15 protein-coding genes and 1 pseudogene are annotated in these 20,069 nt (G+C 71.6%); 15 read left to right on the top strand and 1 reads right to left on the bottom strand.

Annotation, left to right across the window (positions count from 1 at the left end; all coding sequences use genetic code 11):
• The first annotated feature begins 30 nt into the window (after positions 1-30).
• The 3 genes from K4B79_RS39640 (at position 31) to K4B79_RS39630 (ending at position 4,820) form a co-directional block, all read left to right on the top strand.
• Complete coding sequence (locus tag K4B79_RS39640; RefSeq protein WP_232032272.1) at positions 31-2,430, top strand: HelD family protein; 2,400 nt, start codon at positions 31-33, stop codon at positions 2,428-2,430.
• Between the two features lie 316 nt (positions 2,431-2,746).
• Entirely contained in the window at positions 2,747-4,162 is a 1,416-nt protein-coding gene (locus K4B79_RS39635; RefSeq protein ID WP_232032271.1) for an NAD-dependent malic enzyme, read from the top strand.
• A gap of 376 nt (positions 4,163-4,538) precedes the next feature.
• A complete protein-coding gene (locus K4B79_RS39630) occupies positions 4,539-4,820 on the top strand; it encodes an HU family DNA-binding protein (RefSeq protein WP_007382399.1) in 282 nt (93 codons plus the stop codon).
• Positions 4,821-5,195: 375 nt separating this feature from the next.
• On the opposite strand, the gene murA is transcribed toward K4B79_RS39630, so the two are convergent.
• Positions 5,196-6,542: a UDP-N-acetylglucosamine 1-carboxyvinyltransferase gene (murA, locus tag K4B79_RS39625; RefSeq protein WP_067433600.1), complete on the bottom strand. Its 1,347-nt coding sequence runs from the start codon at positions 6,540-6,542 to the stop codon at positions 5,196-5,198.
• Positions 6,543-6,851: 309 nt separating this feature from the next.
• Between murA and K4B79_RS39620 the strand changes: the two genes are divergently transcribed.
• From K4B79_RS39620 to K4B79_RS39565, 12 genes and pseudogenes are all read left to right on the top strand, one after another.
• Positions 6,852-7,424, top strand: a complete 573-nt coding sequence (locus tag K4B79_RS39620; RefSeq protein WP_232032270.1) for a YqgE/AlgH family protein — start codon at positions 6,852-6,854, stop codon at positions 7,422-7,424.
• 30 nt (positions 7,425-7,454) lie between these two features.
• Positions 7,455-7,745: a DUF3039 domain-containing protein gene (locus K4B79_RS39615; RefSeq protein ID WP_232032269.1), complete on the top strand. Its 291-nt coding sequence runs from the start codon at positions 7,455-7,457 to the stop codon at positions 7,743-7,745.
• Between the two features lie 206 nt (positions 7,746-7,951).
• On the top strand, positions 7,952-9,247 hold the full coding sequence (locus tag K4B79_RS39610; RefSeq protein WP_232032268.1) for an extracellular solute-binding protein: 1,296 nt from the start codon (positions 7,952-7,954) through the stop codon (positions 9,245-9,247).
• Positions 9,244-10,206, top strand: a complete 963-nt coding sequence (locus K4B79_RS39605) for a carbohydrate ABC transporter permease (RefSeq protein WP_232032267.1) — start codon at positions 9,244-9,246, stop codon at positions 10,204-10,206. The genes K4B79_RS39610 and K4B79_RS39605 overlap by 4 nt, the downstream gene beginning before the upstream one ends.
• The gene (locus K4B79_RS39600) at positions 10,203-11,048 is read left to right on the top strand and encodes a carbohydrate ABC transporter permease (protein WP_232032266.1); all 846 of its coding nucleotides are present in this window, start codon (positions 10,203-10,205) and stop codon (positions 11,046-11,048) included. The genes K4B79_RS39605 and K4B79_RS39600 overlap by 4 nt, the downstream gene beginning before the upstream one ends.
• Before the next feature lie 15 nt (positions 11,049-11,063).
• Positions 11,064-12,674 carry a beta-N-acetylhexosaminidase gene (locus tag K4B79_RS39595; RefSeq protein ID WP_232032265.1) on the top strand — a complete coding sequence of 537 codons (1,611 nt, stop codon included), beginning with the start codon at positions 11,064-11,066 and terminating at the stop codon, positions 12,672-12,674.
• A gap of 272 nt (positions 12,675-12,946) precedes the next feature.
• Complete coding sequence (locus K4B79_RS39590; RefSeq protein WP_232032264.1) at positions 12,947-13,840, top strand: FAD binding domain-containing protein; 894 nt, start codon at positions 12,947-12,949, stop codon at positions 13,838-13,840.
• Positions 13,837-15,858 (top strand): 2Fe-2S iron-sulfur cluster-binding protein, encoded by a 2,022-nt coding sequence (locus K4B79_RS39585; RefSeq protein ID WP_232032263.1) that lies wholly within the window; start codon positions 13,837-13,839, stop codon positions 15,856-15,858. The genes K4B79_RS39590 and K4B79_RS39585 overlap by 4 nt, the downstream gene beginning before the upstream one ends.
• Positions 15,855-18,164: a xanthine dehydrogenase family protein molybdopterin-binding subunit gene (locus tag K4B79_RS39580; protein ID WP_232032262.1), complete on the top strand. Its 2,310-nt coding sequence runs from the start codon at positions 15,855-15,857 to the stop codon at positions 18,162-18,164. The genes K4B79_RS39585 and K4B79_RS39580 overlap by 4 nt, the downstream gene beginning before the upstream one ends.
• On the top strand, positions 18,161-18,310 hold the full coding sequence (locus tag K4B79_RS39575) for a hypothetical protein (protein WP_232032261.1): 150 nt from the start codon (positions 18,161-18,163) through the stop codon (positions 18,308-18,310). Before K4B79_RS39580 ends, K4B79_RS39575 begins: the two co-directional genes overlap by 4 nt.
• A gap of 26 nt (positions 18,311-18,336) precedes the next feature.
• Positions 18,337-18,740: pseudogene (locus K4B79_RS48750) on the top strand (hypothetical protein).
• A gap of 88 nt (positions 18,741-18,828) precedes the next feature.
• The gene (locus K4B79_RS39565) at positions 18,829-20,025 is read left to right on the top strand and encodes an SUKH-4 family immunity protein (protein WP_232032260.1); all 1,197 of its coding nucleotides are present in this window, start codon (positions 18,829-18,831) and stop codon (positions 20,023-20,025) included.
• Positions 20,026-20,069 lie beyond the last annotated feature (44 nt).

The raw sequence follows: 20,069 nt of genomic DNA, 5'->3' as shown, positions 1-20,069 counted from the left end.
CGGCTGCCCAGCACGTCAGAAGGGGGCCCGGTGGCCGCTCAGGCTCAGCAGGAAACCGCGGTTCACGGCTCCGCACAGGACTCCACCCAGGATTCCGTGCGGGGGCGGGAGATCAGCGTCGAACAGGAACACCTGGACCGGGTGTACCGGCGGCTTGAGGAGAAGATCCACGAGGCCGAGTTCCTCATGAACGACGCGGCCAAGCGCGGCCAGGTCGGCACGCCCGGCGCACTCGCCGAGCGGGACGCGCAGGTCTTCCGGGCCGGTGTCCACCTCAACCGGCTGAACAACGAGTTCGAGGACTTCCTCTTCGGCCGGATCGACCTGCTCCTCGGCAAGGACGGCAAGAAGGGGCCCGACGGCGCCTACACCGCCGTGGAACCCGCCGAGGGCGCCGTGCGGGAGGACAACACCGCCGACATCGCCGAGACCCTGCACATCGGGCGGATCGGGGTGCTCGACCAGGACTACGCCCCGCTGGTGATCGACTGGCGGGCCCCGGCGGCCGCCCCGTTCTACCGCTCCACCCCGGTCGACCCAGGCCGGGTCGTCCGCCGTCGGGTCATCCGCTCCAAGGGGCGCCGGGTGCTCGGCGTCGAGGACGACCTGATGCGCCCCGAGCTGAAGGCCTTTCTCGGCGGCCACGAACTGCCCGTGATCGGCGACGGCGCCCTGATGGCCGCCCTCGGCCAGGCCCGCACCCACACCATGCGGGACATCGTCGCCTCCATCCAGGCCGAGCAGGACCTCGTCATCCGCGCCCCCGCCTCCTCCGTGACCTACGTCGAGGGCGGCCCCGGCACCGGCAAGACGGCCGTCGCCCTGCACCGCGCCGCCTACCTGCTCTACCAGGACCGGCGCCGCTACTCGGGCGGCATCCTCATCGTCTCCCCGACCCCGCTGCTGGTGGCGTACACCGAGGGCGTGCTGCCCTCCCTCGGCGAGGAGGGCCAGGTCGCCATCCGGGCCATCGGCTCGCTCGTCGACGGCGCCGAGGCCACGCTGTACGACTCCCCGTCGGTGGCCCGCGCCAAGGGGTCGTACCGCATGCTGAAGGTGCTGCGGAAGGCGGCCCGGGGGGCGCTGGAATCGGGCTCCTCCCCATCGGGCTCCTCCCCGGGCGGCACCGCCTCGGGCCAGCTCGCCTTCGGGGACGACGACACCGGGCCCCAGGCGCCGGCGGGTCCGCCCACCCGCCTGCGGGTGGTCGCCTTCGGGCGCCGGCTCGAACTGGAGGCGGCCGCGCTGGAACGTGTCCGCCACACCGCGCTCAGCGGCACCGCCCCCGTCAACCTGCTGCGCCCCCGGGCCCGCAAGCTGCTCCTGGACGCCCTGTGGGAGCAGTCCGGGGCGGGCTCCCGGCACACCGACCCGGAGCTGGCCGCCGAGCTGCGGTCGTCGTTCGACGAGGACGTCGCCTCCGAGGACAGCTTCATCGCCTTCCTCGACGCGTGGTGGCCGGAACTGACCCCGAGGGCCGTCCTCACGGCGATGACCGACGAGCGGCGCCTCGGCCGCTGGGCGCGGCGCATCCTCAACCCCGGCGAGGTCCGCAAGGTCGCCCGCTCGCTGCGGCGCGAGGGCCTCTCCGTGCACGACATCGCCATGCTGGACGAGCTCCAGGCGATCCTCGGCGCCCCGGCCCGCCCGCGCCGGAAGCGCGACCTCGACCCGCTCGACCAGCTCACCGGCCTCGAAGAGCTGATGCCGGTCCGCGAGGAGTCCCAGCGCGAGCGGGCCGAGCGGCTCGCCCAGGAGCGCACCGAGTACGCACACGTCATCGTCGACGAGGCCCAGGACGTCACGCCCATGCAGTGGCGCATGATCGGCCGCCGCGGCCGACACGCCACCTGGACGGTCGTCGGCGATCCGGCCCAGTCCTCCTGGTCCGACCCCGACGAGGCGGCCCAGGCCCGCGACGAGGCCCTCGGCACCCGGCCCCGGCGCCGCTTCCAGCTGACCGTGAACTACCGCAACCCGGCCGAGATCGCCGAGCTGGCCGCCAAGGTGCTGGCGCTGGCCATGCCGGGGGCCCAGTCCCCGTCGGCCGTACGGTCCACGGGCGTCCGGCCGCGCTTCGCCGTCGTACAGAAGTCACTCGCGGAGACCACCCGTGCGGAAGCGGCCCGGCTCCTCGGTCTCGTCGACGGCACGGTCGGCGTCGTCGTCGCCATGAACCGCCGCGAGGAGGCCAGGCGCTGGCTCACCGGACTCGGCGACCGGGTCGTGGCCCTCGGCAGCCTGGAGGCCAAGGGACTGGAGTACGACGCCACGGTCCTCGTCTCCCCGGCCGAGATCGCCGACGAGTCCCCGGCCGGCCTCAGGGTGCTGTACGTCGGCCTCACCCGGGCGACCCAGCAGCTCACGGTGGTCTCGGGGGACCGGGACCAGCCGGACGCGAACGGGGTTCCCGATCTGCTGAGAGATTGAACTCCCGGTGAGGGAATGGCCTTACGGGATCCGTTTGTTAGCCTGGGTGTGACACCGGCCCGATCCAAGCCCCCGGGCCCAACCTTCGTCGCTACGAGCGACCACTTGCCGCGAGGCGAGCATGGCGGGTCGGTGTCACTGAACTGAGTCACAGAACCGAGAGAGGCCCGCGTCACACGGTGACGCGGGCCTCTTCTTGTCGAGTTCTTGTTGAGAACAAAACGTTCGCAACCCCACCCGGCTAACGCCTACTCGACGGTAGGTGCGACGATCGGACGGCATCCAGCACCACAGGTGAAAGCAGAGGAAGTCGGCCATGGCAACGGCGCCCAGCGTCTCCTACTCGATGACGGTCCGGCTGGAGGTGCCCGCGAGCGGAACCGCGGTCTCGCAGCTCACCGGGGCCGTGGAGTCCCACGGAGGCTCGGTGACCGGCCTCGACGTGACCGCGTCCGGCCACGAGAAGCTTCGTATCGACGTCACCATCGCGGCGACCTCCACGTCGCACGCGGACGAGATCGTCGAGCAGCTGCGTGGCATCGAGGGCGTCACCCTCGGCAAGGTCTCCGACCGTACGTTCCTCATGCACCTCGGCGGCAAGATCGAGATGCAGTCCAAGCACCCCATCCGCAACCGTGACGATCTCTCGATGATCTACACGCCGGGTGTGGCCCGCGTCTGCATGGCGATCGCCGAGAACCCCGAGGACGCGCGCCGCCTCACCATCAAGCGCAACTCCGTTGCGGTCGTGACGGACGGCTCCGCCGTGCTGGGCCTCGGCAACATCGGCCCCAAGGCCGCGCTGCCGGTCATGGAGGGCAAGGCGGCCCTCTTCAAGCGGTTCGCCGGCATCGACGCCTGGCCGCTGTGCCTGGACACCCAGGACACCGACGCGATCGTCGAGATCGTGAAGGCGATCGCCCCCGGCTTCGCGGGCATCAACCTGGAGGACATCTCCGCGCCCCGCTGCTTCGAGATCGAGGCCCGGCTGCGTGAGGCCCTCGACATCCCCGTCTTCCACGACGACCAGCACGGCACGGCGATCGTCGTCCTCGCGGCCCTGACCAACGCGCTTCGCGTGGCCGGCAAGGAGATCGAGAACATCCGGGTCGTCATGTCCGGCGCCGGCGCGGCCGGTACGGCCATCCTCAAGCTGCTGATCGCCGCGGGCGTGAAGAACGCCGTCGTCGCCGACATCCATGGCGTCGTGCACGCCGGCCGCGAGGACCTCGTCGACGCCGCCGCGGACTCGCCGCTGCGCTGGATCGCCGACAACACCAACCCCGAGGGCCTCACCGGCACGCTCAAGGAAGCGGTGCGCGGCGCGGACGTCTTCATCGGCGTCTCGGCTCCCAACGTGCTCGACGGCGACGACGTGGCCGCCATGGCCGACGACGCCATCGTGTTCGCGCTCGCGAACCCCGACCCCGAGGTCGACCCGGCGATCGCCCGCCAGACCGCGGCCGTCGTGGCCACCGGCCGCTCCGACTTCCCGAACCAGATCAACAACGTGCTGGTCTTCCCGGGTGTCTTCCGCGGTCTGCTGGACGCGCAGTCCCGCACGGTCAACACCGAGATGATGATCGCGGCGGCGAAGGCCCTCGCCGACGTGGTCACCGAGGACGAGCTGAACCCGAACTACATCATCCCGAGCGTCTTCAACGACAAGGTCGCGGGCGCGGTGGCCGGTGCGGTGCGGGAGGCGGCCAAGGCGGCGGGCGCGACGGCCTGACGGCCCGACAGGCCCATCGGTCCCGGGCCCGGGGGACTCCACACGGGTGGCCGGGGCTGTGAGGATCGCCACGGCAAGGCCTTGCATCGGCGCGTCGTGGAACCGGGGGCCGCTGACGGGCGTTTATCGTGTCGGCCAGGCTCCGTCCCCTCTTTCCGTGTGACTCCCAGGGGTGTTCTAGCGCCTCCTGGGGGTGCCGGATTGGCTTTCCCGCCGCAGGTAGGGGCAGGATGCGTCCCTGGGCGCGAGGGTCTGACGACGGACCCGGGTCCGGGGACTCACCGAGGACCCTGGCAGCATCGGCTTTCGCAGCGCCTGGCATGCGGCTCCGCCGCGTGGCACGCCTCAACGGCAAGTTAGACACGGGAGTAACAACATGAACCGCAGTGAGCTGGTGGCCGCGCTGGCCGACCGCGCCGAGGTGACCCGCAAGGACGCCGACGCCGTTCTGGCCGCGTTCGCCGAGACCGTCGGCGAGATCGTCGCCAAGGGCGACGAGAAGGTCACCATCCCCGGCTTCCTGACCTTCGAGCGCACCCACCGTGCCGCTCGCACCGCGCGCAACCCGCAGACCGGCGACCCGATCCAGATCCCGGCCGGCTACAGCGTCAAGGTCTCCGCGGGCAGCAAGCTCAAGGAAGCCGCCAAGGGCAAGTAAGCCTTCGCGTACGCGACGGGACCTGCGTACGAGGCTCAGTAACGCGAATGGGGCGACCACCTGAGGGTGGCCGCCCCATCGTCGTACGCGGGTTGTGGGCTATCCGAGTGCCTTGCCCGGCAGCTCTACCTTCGCCCCCAGTTCCACGAGCTTCTCCATGCTGTGTCTATCCGGGGGATAACCCCCGGACCCCCAGCCGGGGGTGCTGCCCCCGGGCCGGAGCGACGAGCGTGCGGTTTAGCCGAGCGCCTTGCCCGGCAGCTCTACCTTCGCCCCCAGTTCCACGAGCTTCTCCATGCTGTGTCTATCCGGGGGATAACCCCCGGACCCCCAGCCGGGGGTGCTGCCCCCGGGCCGGAGCGACGAGCGTGCGGTTTAGCCGAGCGCCTTGCCCGGCAGCTCTACCTTCGCCCCCAGTTCCACGAGCTTCTCCATGAAGTTCTCGTAGCCGCGGTTGATGAGGTCGATGCCGTGGACGCGGGAGGTGCCCTGGGCGGCCAGCGCGGCGATCAGGTAGGAGAAGCCGCCGCGCAGGTCGGGGATGACCAGGTCGGCGCCCTGGAGCCGGGTGGGGCCGGAGACGACCGCCGAGTGGAGGAAGTTGCGCTGGCCGAAGCGGCAGTTCGAGCCGCCCAGGCACTCGCGGTACAGCTGGATGTGGGCACCCATCTGGTTCAGCGCGGAGGTGAAGCCGAGCCGGGACTCGTAGACCGTCTCGTGGATGATGGACAGGCCCGTGGCCTGGGTGAGGGCGACCACCAGTGGCTGCTGCCAGTCCGTCTGGAAGCCCGGGTGGACGTCCGTTTCGAGCGCGATGGACTTCAACTGGCCGCCCGGGTGCCAGAAGCGGATGCCCTCGTCGTCGATCTCGAAGGCACCCCCCACCTTCCGGTAGGTGTTCAGGAACGTCATCATCGAGCGCTGCTGGGCGCCGCGGACGTAGATGTTGCCCTCGGTCGCCAGCGCCGCGGACGCCCAGGAGGCGGCCTCCAGGCGGTCCGGGAGGGCCTTGTGGTTGTAGCCGCCGAGCGAGTCCACACCGGTGACGCGGATGGTCCGGTCGGTGTCCATCGCGATGATGGCGCCCATCTTCTGCAGCACGCAGATGAGGTCCTCGATCTCCGGCTCCACCGCCGCGTTCGAGAGCTCGGTGACACCTTCGGCGAGGACCGCGGTGAGCAGCACCTGCTCGGTCGCGCCGACCGACGGGTACGGCAGCCGGATCTTCGTACCGCGCAGGCGGCGGGGCGCCTGCAGGAACTGCCCGTCCGCGCGCTTCTCGATGGTCGCGCCGAACTGCCGCAGCACCTCGAAGTGGAAGTCGATGGGCCGGCCGCCGATGTCGCAGCCGCCGAGGCCGGGGATGAACGCGTGGCCCAGCCGGTGCAGCAACGGGCCGCACAGGAGGATCGGGATACGGCTCGATCCCGCGTGGGCATCGATGTCGGCGACGTTGGCGCTCTCGACGTGGGTGGGGTCCATCACCAGCTCGCCCGGCTCCTCACCCGGACGGACCGTCACCCCGTGCAGCTGGAGCAGACCGCGTACGACCCGCACGTCACGGATGTCCGGAACGTTGCGCAGTCGACTCGGCGAGCTGCCGAGCAGTGCGGCGACCATGGCCTTCGGTACGAGGTTCTTCGCACCGCGGACACGGATCTCGCCCTCCAGCGGGGTTCCGCCGTGGACGAGCAGTACGTCGTCATTGCCGTTGACGGTCATGTATCTCGCGTTCCGATGAGTCGGGCAGGGCCAGAAGGGAAAGGGTAATCGCCGCCGACCCCCCTTCCGTAAGCCCAAGTGCGGTGCGGGGACGTCATAGCTGTGTCACAACACGAACCGTTCCGCTTCGGGCACATGCGGTCACGGGCGTGGTGCGTGCGCGTGGGGCGCATCGGTGCGCCCTCCCGTCTCCCACCACCACCCTCAAACGAGGCCCTGACGGGCCGCTTCTTTTGATTCATGGCTGCATCCACTGCCGTAAGCGCATTGCCTCCCCACTTCACGGGAAGATGCGGGATCATGTCTGGCATGACCGAGGTGTCCTCGCTCACAGGGCGGTTGCTCGTGGCAACGCCCGCCCTGGCGGACCCGAACTTCGACCGTGCGGTGGTGCTCCTTCTCGACCACGACGAGGAGGGCTCCCTCGGTGTCGTCCTCAACCGGCCCACTCCGGTGGACGTGGGCGACATCCTGGAGGGCTGGGCGGATCTCGCCGGCGAACCCGGTGTCGTCTTCCAGGGCGGCCCGGTCTCCCTGGACTCGGCGCTCGGCGTCGCCGTCATCCCGGGCGGCGGTTCCGCCGACCGGGCTCCGCTGGGCTGGCGCCGGGTGCACGGCGCGATCGGTCTGGTCGACCTGGAGGCACCGCCGGAGCTGCTCGCCTCGGCCCTGGGCTCCCTGCGGATCTTCGCCGGATACGCCGGCTGGGGCCCCGGCCAGCTGGAGGACGAGCTGGTGGAGGGCGCCTGGTACGTCGTCGAGTCCGAGCCCGGAGACGTCTCCTCCCCGTCGCCGGAAAGACTCTGGCGCGAGGTCCTGCGCCGTCAGCGCAACGAACTCGCGATGGTGGCCACGTACCCGGACGACCCTTCGCTCAACTGATGCGTGTGACCTTCAGTACCCTTGGCATTTATGAGCACTCTTGAGCCCGAGCGCGGGACTGGTACGGGGACCCTCGTAGAGCCGACGCCACAGGTGTCCCACGGCGACGGCGACCACGAGCGCTTCGCCCACTACGTCCAGAAGGACAAGATCATGGCGAGCGCCCTCGACGGGACCCCCGTCGTGGCGCTGTGCGGCAAGGTCTGGGTGCCCGGCCGCGATCCGAAGAAGTACCCGGTGTGCCCCATGTGCAAGGAGATCTACGAGTCCATGGGCTCCGGCGACGACAACGACAACGGCAAGGGCGGCGGCGGCAAGTAGCCCCCTTCCGCCGGGGTTCCGGCCGAGGTTCGGGCTGGGGTTCCGAAGGCCCCCGGACGCGCTGAGGTGCGTCCGGGGGCCTTCGTGTGTCACGAAGTGGTTGAGACCTCTTGCGGACATGTTCATGTAGTCCATAGCCTCCGTTGCGTTGTGCAGAGCGAAACCGTCATTGCATATGTTGCAACGCACGTCCGGAGGATCACTCCATGAAGCTCTCTCCCCGTCTCCCCGCCCTGCTGCTGGCCGCCCTCGTCGTCACGGCCTGCGCACCCCAGACCTCCGACAACACCTCCTCCGACAAGGACGAGAAGACCGGCACCCTGCGCGTCTGGCTCTTCCAGGAGGTCGGCAACAAGCCCAAGGAGAAGGTCGTCGACTCCGTCGTCACCGACTTCCGGAAGGCCCACAAGGACACCAAGGTCGAGGTCGAGTACATCCCCGTCGAGACCCGCGCCCAGCGTGTGAAGGCCGCCTTCAACGACCCGGCCTCCGCCCCCGACCTCATGGAGTACGGCAACACCGACACCGCCGGCTACGTGAAGGACGGCGGACTCCTCGACGTCACCCGGGAGTTCGGCGCCTGGAACGAGTCCAAGGACACCGACCCCACCGCGAAGACCTCGGTCACCGTGGACGGCAAGGTCTACGGCTCGCCCTTCTACGTCGGCGTCCGCGCCCTGTACTACCGCACGGACGTCTTCGAGGAACTCGGCCTGCGCGTCCCGAGAACCATGGCCGAGCTGGCCTCCACCGCCCGCGAGATCCGGGCCGCGAAGCCCGACCTGTACGGCCTCGTCGTCGGCGGCGCCTACACGTACGGCGCGATGCCGTTCATCTGGGCCAACGGCGGCGAACTCGCCACCGGCAAGGGCGGGTCGTACGCCTCCGCCATCGACAGCGCCGCCGCCCAGAAGGGCATCAAGGCGTACACCTCGTTGTTCGGCGACGACAACTGCCCCGCCGCCAAGTGCGCGGGCATGGGCGGCAACGACACGATCACCGCGTTCGCGGCCGGCAAGGCCGGGATGGCGATCGGGGGCGACTTCAGCCACACCGCCGTGGAGGCGGGGAAGGTCAAGGGGAAGTACGCGGTGGTGCCGCTGCCCGGGGTTTCCGGCGGGTCGATCGCTCCCGCGTTCGCCGGGGGCAACAACATCGGTGTCCTCAAGAGCACCTCGCACCGGACGCTCGCGGTCGATCTGATGGAGCGGCTGACGTCGAAGAAGACGCAGGCGTCGATGTTCGACGCGATGGGGTTCCTGCCGACGTTCGGGGACGTGCGGCGGGATGCGGCGGCACGGGAGCCGTATGTGAAGCCGTTCGCCCAGACGCTGGCGGCGGGGACGAAGTTCGTGCCCGCGTCGCCCGCGTGGGCGCAGATCGACTCGTCGTTGGTGTTGCCGACGATGTTCCAGTCGGTGATCAGCGGTAAGGCGAGTGTGGGGGTGGCTTCGCGGGGGGCGGCGCAGAAGATGGACGCGGCGTTCGGCTCCGCCGGATGAGCGGCGCGCCTACGGGGGTGGGGGGTTCTGGGCGTGCGCGGCTGACGGTTGTTCGTGGCTTGTCGCGCAGTTCCCCGCGCCCCTCAGGGCGTTCGGGTGCACCTTGGCTGTATCTGGCCCCTGCCCTGGTCGTCCTGGGCGGGTTGCTCGTCTACCCCATTTACCAGCTCGGGTTGATCTCCTTCTTCCAGTACACCCAAGCCCAGGTCAGTGGCGGTGAACCCACCACCTTTCGGGGGTTCGCCAACTACGCCGAGCTGTTGGGGGACTCGCAGTTCTGGCAGGTGTTGCTGGCGACCGTGGTGTTCGCGGCGGCGTGTGTGGTGTCGACGTTGGGGGTCGGGTGTGCGTTGGCGGTGTTGTTGACGCGGGTGCGGGCGGTGCCGCGGCTGGTGTTGATGCTGGCGGCGTTGGGGGCGTGGGCGACGCCGGCGGTGACCGGGTCGACGGTGTGGCTGTTTCTGTTCGATCCGGACTTCGGGCCGGTGAACCGGATCCTCGGCCTGGGTGACTACTCGTGGACGTACGGGCGGTTCAGTGCCTTCTTCCTGGTGCTGCTCGAAGTCGTGTGGTGCTCCTTCCCGTTCGTGATGGTGACGGTGTACGCCGGGATCCGCTCGGTCCCGGGTGAGGTGCTGGAGGCCGCCGCGCTGGACGGTGCCTCGCAGTGGCGGATCTGGCGGTCGGTGCTCGCGCCGATGCTGCGGCCGATCCTGACCGTCGTCACGATCCAGTCGGTGATCTGGGACTTCAAGATCTTCACGCAGATCTACGTCATGACCAACGGCGGCGGCATCGCCCAGCAGAACCTCGTCCTGAACGTCTACGCCTACCAACAGGCCTTCGCGTCCTCGCAGTACAGCCTCGGCTCGGCGATCGGCGTGGTGATGCTGCTGATCCTGCTCGCGGTCACGCTGGTGTACCTGCGGCTGCTGCGGCGCCAGGGGGAGGAACTGTGAATCTTCTCCGTGCCCAGGTGCGACGCCCGTGGCGGCTGGCCGCCGAGGCCTCCGCGCTGCTGATCGCGGTCGTCGTCGCCTTCCCCCTCTACTGGATGGTGCTCGGCGCCTTCAAACCGGCCGGGGAGATCGAGTCCTCCGAGCCGCGGCCGTGGACTGTGTCGCCCTCGCTGGACTCCTTCCGGCGCGTCTTCGAGCAACAGGAATTCGGCCGTTACTTCCTCAACAGTGTGGTCGTGGCATGCACGGTCGTGATCGTCTCGGCGTTGATCGCGTTTCTCGCGGCGACCGCCGTGACACGATTCCGGTTCCGCTTCCGGACCACCTTGCTGATCATGTTTCTGGTGGCCCAGATGGTGCCCGTGGAAGCCCTGACGATCCCCTTGTTCTTCCTCATGCGGGACGCCGGACAGCTGAACACGCTGGGCTCCCTGATCCTGCCCCACATCGCCTTCTCGCTGCCCTTCGCGATCTGGATGCTGCGGGGTTTCGTGAAAGCCGTACCCGAGGCGCTGGAGGAGGCCGCGTACATCGACGGGGCGAGCCGGGCGCGATTCCTGTGGCAGATCCTTTTCCCACTGGTCTTCCCCGGCTTGGTGGCCACCAGCGTGTTTTCCTTCATCTCCGCCTGGAACGACTTCCTGTTCGCCAAGTCGTTCATCATCAGCGACACCTCGCAGTCCACCCTGCCGATGGCGCTGCTGGTCTTCTTCAAACCGGACGAGCCGGACTGGGGCGGTGTCATGGCCGCCTCCACGGTGATGACGATTCCGGTGCTGATCTTCTTCGTACTCGTACAGCGACGGCTGGTCTCGGGACTGGGTGGCGCGGTCAAGGACTGAAAGGTCTGATCATTCATGGATCTCATTCCGGCACCCCGCCGGACCGAGCGGACCGAACGTTTCCTCGAACTCGGCGACGGCTTCGGGATCGAGGCCGGTCCGGGCACCGAGGACACCGCGCGATGGCTGCGCGCGACGCTCGGCGCGGCGACCGGGCTCGCGCTGCCGCCCAAGAAGGGGGACGAGTACGACGTCCTCCATCTGTCCGTCCGGCCCGGTCTCGACGCCGAGGCCTACCGCCTTGTCGTCGCCCCTCACGGCGCCCACCTCCAGGGCGGCTCGCCCGCCGGCGTCTTCTGGGGCGCCCAGACGCTGCGCCAGCTCCTCGGCCCCGACGCCTTCCGGCGCGCACCCCTTCCCGGCCGTACCTGGCGGCTGCCCCTGACGGAGATCACGGACGCGCCCCGTTTCCGCTGGCGCGGCCTCATGCTCGACGTCTCGCGGCACTTCATGCCCAAGGACGGCGTGCTGCGCTACCTGGATCTGATGGCGGCCCACAAACTCAACGTCTTCCACTTCCACTTGACGGACGACCAGGGCTGGCGGATCGAGATCAAGAGGTACCCCCGCCTCACCGAGGTCGGCTCCTGGCGGGCGCGCACGAAATTCGGCCACCGGGCCTCACCGCTGTGGGAGGAGAAGCCGCACGGTGGCTTCTACACCCAGGACGACATCCGGGAGATCGTCGCCTACGCCGCCGAGCGGCATATCACCGTCGTCCCCGAAATCGACGTACCCGGCCACTCGCAGGCCGCCATCGCCGCGTACCCGGAACTCGGCAACACCGATGTCGTCGACACGGCCTCCCTCTCGGTCTGGGACAACTGGGGCGTCTCTCTGAACGTACTCGCCCCCACTGACAACACCCTGCGCTTCTACGAGGGGGTGTTCGAGGAAGTGCTGGAGCTGTTCCCCTCCGAGTTCATTCACATCGGCGGCGACGAATGCGCCAAGGAGCAGTGGCGGGAGTCACCCACCGCGCAGGCCCGCATCGAGGAACTCGGCCTCGCGGACGAGGACGAGTTGCAGGCGTGGTTCATCGCGCACTTCGACAAGTGGCTCTCCGCGCGCGGGCGCAGGCTCATCGGCTGGGACGAGATCCTGGAGGGCGGGCTCGCCGCGGGGGCGGCCGTCTCCTCGTGGCGCGGGTACCGGGGCGGGATCGTCGCCGCGCGGGCCGGCCACGACGTGGTCATGTGCCCCGAGCAGCAGGTCTACCTGGACCACCGGCAGCACGCCGACCCCGGCGAACCGGTCCCCATCGGCTACGTCCGCACCCTGGAGGACGTCTATCGGTTCGAGCCCGTTCCACCGGAGTTGACGCCCGAGGAGGCCCGGCACGTCCTCGGCGCCCAGGCCAACGTGTGGACCGAGGTGATGGAGGACCAGGGGCGCGTGGACTACCAGACCTTCCCCCGGCTCGCGGCCTTCGCCGAGGTGGCCTGGAGCGGCCTGCCCGTCCCGGCGGAACGGGACTTCGCCGACTTCGAGCGGCGGATGGCCGTGCACTACAGGCGACTTGACGCCCTGGGGGTCGGGTACCGGCCACCGGCGGGACCGTTGCCGTGGCAGCGGCGGCCCGGTGTGCTCGGCCGCCCGATCGAGGGGGCGCCCCCGGAAAGGTAGCCCGCACCGAACAGGCGGCCCGCTCCCCGAACAGGTAGGGGAAAACCGTCGCAAGCATCACCGAAGAGTGGCAATTCGCGCGCACCGATGATCTCGTGAGAAAACGGACCACTCGCTGGTGAGGTGGGCGAATGCCTCCTAGCGGACCCCGTTCTTCGGGTCCTGCGAAGATGTGCCAGAGTTGCCACGTCCGCCCTGTCAGCACGTACCGTACGGCAGCAACAGGCGGGACCAGCTGGGACCAGGTGGGGCAGCGGGAAGGGGCAGCCGGTTTGACCACGCACGCACCGCAGGCGGCGCAGGCCGTCACCCTGCCCACGACACTGGACGAGGCGGTGGCGGCCCTCATCGCCATGCCCGCCGCGGTACCCGTGGCGGGCGGCACCGACCTGATGGCCGCCGTCAACTCCGGACAGCTCAGGCCCGCCGCCCTGGTGGGCCTCGGCAGGATCAGCGAGATCCGCGGCTGGCAGTACCAGGACGGCCACGCCCTGCTCGGCGCCGGTCTCACCCACGCGCGGATGGGCCGCCCCGACTTCGCGGCCCTGATCCCGGCGCTCGCCGCCGCCGCGCGCGCCGCCGGCCCGCCGCAGATCCGCAACGCGGGCACCCTCGGCGGCAACATCGCCTCCGCGGCACCCACCGGGGACGCGCTTCCCGTGCTGGCCGCCCTGGAGGCGACCCTGATCATCGCGGGCCCGGGCGGAGCCCGCCGTGAGATGCCGGTCTCGCACCTGCTGGCCGGTATGGAGATGCTGCGCGCGGGCGAACTCATCGGCTACGTGCGCGTGCCGCTGCTGCACGCCCCGCAGGTCTTCCTCAAGGCGACCGGCCGTACCGGTCCCGGCCGGGCCATGGCGTCGGTCGCCCTGGTCCTCGACCCCGCCCGGCGCGGAGTCAGGTGCGCCGTCGGAGCCATAGCGCCGATGCCGCTCCGGCCCCTGGACGCCGAGCAGTGGGTCGCCCGGCTGATCGACTGGGACAACGGCCGCGCGATCGTCCCGGAGGCGCTGCACGCCTTCGGCGAGTACGTCTCCGCGGCCTGCATCCCCGACATGGCGCCGGCCGAGGACGGCTCCGTACCGCAGCATCCGCCCGCCGTACTGCACCTGCGGCGCACCGTCGCCGCGCTGGCCCGACGAGCACTGGGGAGGGCGCTGTCGTGACCGACGACCAGCACGGAGAGGGCACGCCCCGCAGCCCGGGCCGCTGGGACCCGCTGCCCCAGGGCGACTACGACGACGGCGCCACCGCCTTCGTGAAACTCCCCGAGGGCGGTGTCGACGCCCTCCTGGCCTCCGCGGACACCCCGCTCGCCGCGCCCGGTCACGGGTACGTACCGCCGCAGATAACGTCGAACCCGGCCGGCCTCGCGGGCGCCGACCCGGCGGGCCCGGACTCCTGGGCGATGCCCGCCGCGCCCCCGGCCGAGAGCACCCAGTGGCCCGACCCGAACGCGGTGCCCCAGGGCTCCGGGGACGACCGGTTCACGTACGACCCGGTCGCCACCGGGCACTGGAACTTCGAGGACACGACCGCGGCGGATTCCGCCCAGGCCGCTCCGGCCCCCGGCCACGACGTGACCGGCCAGTGGTCCATCCCCGTCGCCGGCGGCGAACTCCCGGACGAGTCGGGCGAGTTCACCACGTCGTCCCTGGTCGAGCAGTGGGGCGGCACCCCGCCGGCCACGCTCCCCGGCGGCGCACCCGCCCCCTGGGCGACCGAACCGACGGGCCAGCCCTGGGGACAGCCGCCGGGCACGGCGGAACAGGCCCCGGCGGCAGGTCCCGCGGCGGGCCACGGCCCCGAGGCACCCACGGGCACCGAGCACGGCTACGACCGGCCGACGGGACCCGGCTACGACCGGCCCGACGGTTCCGAGTTCGCGCACGGACGGCCCACGGACGGCGGCCCCGGGCCGCAGCGGGCCGAGGAATTCGACGGCGCGCCGGGCCAGGAGGCTTCGGCTTTCGAGGGCGCGCCCGGCCAGGAGGGCGCGGTTTTCGGTGGCGTGCCGGGCCAGGCCGAGGCGCACGGCGCGGTGCCGCCCCTCGCGCACCCGGGGGAGCGGCACGCACCGGACCGGCACGCGCCGCGACCCCCCGGGCCGGAGGGCTACCCCGGGGAGCGGCCCGCGACCGACGCCCACGCGCCCCTGCCGACGGGGGGTGACGCCCACGCGCCCGTGGAGCCGCGTCCCGCCGGGGCCGAGCGTGAGCAGTCCGGTCCGCAGGGCGCCGAGCAGCCCCAGGCGCCCGCGTCCGAGCACCCTCGGCCGCTGCCGCCCGAGCAGCCGCCCGCCGAGGCCCGTGCCGAAGCGTCCGCCGCAGCCGTCGTAGAGGCCTCACAGGCCGCCCACGAGGCCGGTGAGGCCATGGAGGCCGCCGAGCACCCCGAGGCCGCCGCGAAGGGCGAGGAGACCGCCGTAGCGGCCGCCGAGGGGGCCGGTGAGGCGGGCGCGGAGGCCGAGCCGACGGAGCCTGCGGCCGACGGTCCGGAGTCCGCGGACCCGGCGCCGCCCGCGATGCCGGGCGAGGAACACCCGCTGGCCTCCTACGTCCTGCGGGTCAACGGCGTCGACCGGCCCGTCACCGACGCGTGGATCGGCGAGTCGCTGCTCTACGTGCTGCGCGAGCGGCTCGGCCTGGCGGGCGCCAAGGACGGCTGCTCGCAGGGCGAGTGCGGGGCCTGCAACGTCCAGGTCGACGGCCGCCTCGTGGCGTCCTGTCTGGTGCCCGCCGTGACCGCGGCCGGCAGCGAGGTCCGTACCGTCGAGGGCCTGGCCGTCGACGGACAGCCCTCCGACGTGCAGCGGGCGCTCGCCCGGTGCGGCGCCGTGCAGTGCGGCTTCTGCGTCCCCGGCATGGCGATGACCGTGCACGACCTGCTGGAGGGCAACCCGGCGCCGACCGAGCGGGAGACCCGCCAGGCGCTGTGCGGCAACCTGTGCCGCTGCTCCGGCTACCGCGGAGTGGTGGACGCCGTCCAGGAGGTCGTCGCCGAACGCGAGGCACACTCCGCCGCGGACGCTGAGACGGACGGCGACGAGGCACGTATTCCGCATCAGGCGGGTCCGGGCGCCGGCGGTGTCAACCCGTCCGCGTTCGAACCGGCCCGACCGCATGACCAGGCGTACGGGAACGGGTCCGGCAACGGACCGGGACAGGACGGAGGCCAGGCGTGAGCAACGAAGCCGCCACCGCGACCACCGCCGCGGAGGCAGCACCCGCCCCCGAGCCGATCCCGCACGGCCTCGGCGCGTCCCTGCCGGCCGCCGACGCCCGGGCCAAGACCGAGGGCACGTTCCCGTACGCGGCCGACCTGTGGGCCGAGGGACTGCTGTGGGCGGCCGTCCTGCGCTCACCGCACCCGCACGCGCGCATCGTGTCCATCGACACCTCCCACGCGCGCGAGATGCCCGGCGTACGGGCCGTCGTCACCCACGAGGACGTGCCCGGCTCCCCGGTGCACGGCCGCGACAGGGCCGAGCGTCCGGTCTTCGCCTCCGAGGTCGTGCGCCACCACGGCGAGCCCCTCGCGGCCGTCGCCGCCGACCACCCCGACACCGCCCGCATGGCCGCGGCCGCCGTCATCGTCGAGTACGAGGTGCTCGACCCGGTGACCGACCCCGAGCAGGCCTTCGAGGCCGAGCCGCTGCACCCCGACGGCAACCTGATCCGGCACATCCCGCTGCACCACGGCGACCCGGAGGCGGCCGGCGACATCGTCGTCGAGGGCCTGTACCGCATCGGCCGCCAGGACCCCGCCCCCATCGGCGCGGAGGCCGGCCTCGCCGTGCCGCGTCCCGACGGCGGGGTCGAGCTCTACGTCGCCTCCACGGACCCGCACAGCGACCGCGACGCCGCCGCCTCCTGCTACGGCCTGGAACCGGAGCGCGTGAAGGTCGTCGTCACCGGCGTCCCCGGCGCCACCGCCGACCGCGAGGACCAGGGCTTCCAACTGCCGCTCGGCCTGCTGGCGCTGAAGACCGGCCGCCCGGTCAAGCTCACCGCTACGCGCGAGGAGTCCTTCCTCGGCCACGCGCACAGACACCCGACCCTGCTCCGGTACCGCCACCACGCCGACTCCGAGGGCAAGCTGGTGAAGGTGGAGGCGCAGATCCTGCTCGACGCGGGCCCCTACGGCGACACCTCCTCGGAGTCGCTCGCCGCCGCCGTCTCCTTCGCCTGCGGCCCCTACGTCGTCCCGAACGCCTTCATCGAGGGCTGGGCCGTCCGCACCAACAACCCGCCCTCCGGCCATGTGCGCGGCGAGGGCGCCATGCAGGTCTGCGCCGCCTACGAGGCGCAGATGGACAAGCTCGCCAAGAAGCTGGGCCTGGACCCGGCGGAACTGCGCCTGCGCAACGTCATGGCGACCGGTGATGTCCTGCCGACCGGCCAGACGGTGACCTGCCCCGCGCCGGTCGCCGAACTGCTCCAGGCCGTACGGGACTTCCCGCTGCCGCCGCTGCCGAAGGACACCCCCGAGGAGGAGTGGCTGCTGCCCGGCGGCCTCGAAGGCGCGGGCGAACCGGGCGCGATCCGCCGGGGCGTCGGCTACGGCCTCGGCATGGTGCACATGCTGGGCGCCGAGGGCGCCGACGAGGTCTCCACGGCGACCGTCCGGGTCCAGGACGGCGTGGCGACCGTGCTGTGCGCGGCCGTCGAGACCGGCCAGGGCTTCACCACGCTGGCCCGGCAGATCGTCCAGGAGACCCTCGGCATCGACGAGGTCCACGTGGCCCCCGTCGACACCGACCAGCCACCGGCCGGCGCGAGCTGCCACGGCCGCCACACCTGGGTGTCCGGCGGCGCGGTCGAACGCGCGGCCAAGATGGTCCGTACGCAGCTCCTCCAGCCCCTGGCGCACAAGTTCGGCATGTCCACCGAGCTGCTCCAGATCACCGACGGCAAGATCACCTCGTACGACGGGGTCCTGTCGACCACCGTCACCGAGGCCATGGACGGCAAGGAACTGTGGGCGACCGCCCAGTGCCGCCCCCATCCGACCGAGCCCCTGGACGAGGCCGGCCAGGGCGACGCCTTCGTGGGCATGGCGTTCTGCGCGATCCGCGCGGTCGTCGACGTCGACATCGAGCTGGGCTCCGTCCGCGTGGTCGAGCTCGCGCTCGCCCAGGACGTCGGCCGGGTGCTCAACCCCGCCCAGCTGGCGGCCCGGATCGAGGCGGGCGTCACCCAGGGCGTGGGTATCGCGCTCACCGAGAACCTGCGCAGCGCGCGCGGGGTGATCCGCCATCCCGACCTCACCGGGTACGCGTTGCCCACGGCCCTGGACGCGCCGGACATCCGGATCGTGAAGCTGGTCGAGGAGCGGGACGTGGTCGCCCCCTTCGGGGCGAAGGCGGCCAGCGCGGTACCGGTGGTGACCTCCCCGGCGGCGATCGCCTCCGCGGTGCGCGCCGCCACGGGGCGGCCGGTGAACCGCCTGCCGATCAGGCCTCAGGCGGCGGTCGTGACGGCGCAGTGAGCACACCCGAGGCCCGGCCCGGTACGGACCCCGAGGACCAGCCGCGGTACGAGCCGCCGCCGGGTGTCGGCAAGCTGGTGCTGTGGATCCTGCTGTTCCTGTTCGCCGGGATCGTGGTCGTGGCGGGCGGCGTCTACTTCGGGTGAACGGCGTCGTCCTGGTCACCGGGGTGATGGCGGCCGGGAAGTCGACGGTGGTGCGGGCGCCGGCCGGGGACCGACTCCGGTCGCGCCACCGGGTGTCGGCCGCCGCGGCGGACGCCTACGCGCGGCCGGGTTCACCGCCGCCGTCGTCGTGCAGGACGTGCTGCTGGGCGCCCACCTGACGGCGTATGCCGAACTGGTCCGCACCCGCCCGCTGTTGTACGTCGTGCTCCTGGCGCCGGGAGCCCAGACGGTGGCCGCCCGGGAGCCGAGACGGTGGCCGTCCGGGAGGGAGCCGGGCGAAGACGGAGAAGATCCTCGCGGGGAGGGAACGGGCGAGGGTGGCCTGAGCGTCTACCGGTGCGGGGAGCGCCGGGTGTTCCGGGGTGTCGCCGGGTTCGCGTTCCGAGGCGTTGTCAGTGGTGGCGCGTAGTGTTCTGGGCAGTGGGAGACGCGCTGCCGGGCCTGCTCGGCGGTGCGTGCCCCGGGGCGGGCGGGACGGCGGGCGAGCGGGGGAGCACATGGGCGGAATCGTGGGGGAGCGGGCGGGCCGGACGGCCGGGGAACACGTGGAGACGATCGAAGCCGTTGTGAGGGCGATCAGACTGACCGAGGCCGAGCTGGATCCGTACGTCACGCACACACCGACGCGTCACTGGCTGACCGGGCCCGGACTGCCGTACGACAGCGGCCTGTTCACCTTCACGGCGCTGGAGCGGCAGGGCCTGCGGACGGTGGCGGACTCGACGGGCGACCCGGACCGCCTGGCCGCCGACCTGCGGGACCAGCTGGTGATGGGCGGACTGCTGGGCGCCGACGGCCTGGAGCGACGCTCGGTCCTGCTGGACGGCGGGACGGGCGAGGTCTCGACGACCTCCTTCCTCCACGACCGCCCGGACCTGATGGGCCGCAGCCCGCTGGCGCCCTCGCTGGAGAAGCTGGTGCGGTTCGCGGCGGCGACCGACGAACTGGCGGCCCTGCGCGGCCAGTTCGCCTCCTACGCCGGACGCTTCGGCCAGAAGGCGGTCGCGGAGGCCTCCCGCCACCTGCTCACCCTCTTCGAGGAGGGCACGAACGGCGAGGTACCGCCGTTCTGGAAACTGGCGGCCCTCATCCGCCCCCTGTCCCTGGTCGCCGGCCCGGGCCGGGTCTCCGGGCTCGCCGTCGACCTCCCCCTCCGCCTGCTGGACCAGGAGTTCGGCCAGGGCCGCGTGGCGCGCTTCGAGGACGTCGACTTCCCCCCGACCCTCACCCACGAGCCCACCCGCCGCTTCCTGCGCGAGACCGGCCTCCCCGAGGACGGCTTCCTCTTCCACCTCGACACGGACGCACCGCTGGCGACCCTCGCCGAGCACCACGCCGACGACTGCGGCGCCCGACTCCCCGACCGCGCCGACCACCTGATACGCCTCGGCGACCTCACGGAGGGCACCACGCTGCTGCTCGACGGCACCACGGGCACGGTCCTCCACTGGAACGGCCCCGAGCGCACCCTCCGCCCCCTGAACACCGACGTCTCCACCCTGGCCTTCACCCTCTGGCTCCTCCACCACGAGCGCGCCCTCGACCCCCGCCCGACGACCGACACCTACGACCACCTCGCCATGCTGATGATCCAGGTCCTCTCCACCGTCGACCCCACCGGCACCGGCACCGACTGGCACTACTGGACCGACCTCCTCCAGGACCCGACGACGCGAGTCCTGTCCCCCGCCTGAACCCTCCGGGAGCGGACAGCCGAAGGGGCGGCCCCCTCACCCTC

Source organism: Streptomyces lincolnensis, from assembly GCF_021173675.1.
Classification (GTDB): Bacteria; Actinomycetota; Actinomycetes; order Streptomycetales; family Streptomycetaceae; genus Streptomyces; species Streptomyces lincolnensis_B.
The sequence above is the reverse complement of the archived record's forward strand: the minus strand, read 5'-3'. Positions and strand labels throughout refer to the sequence as shown.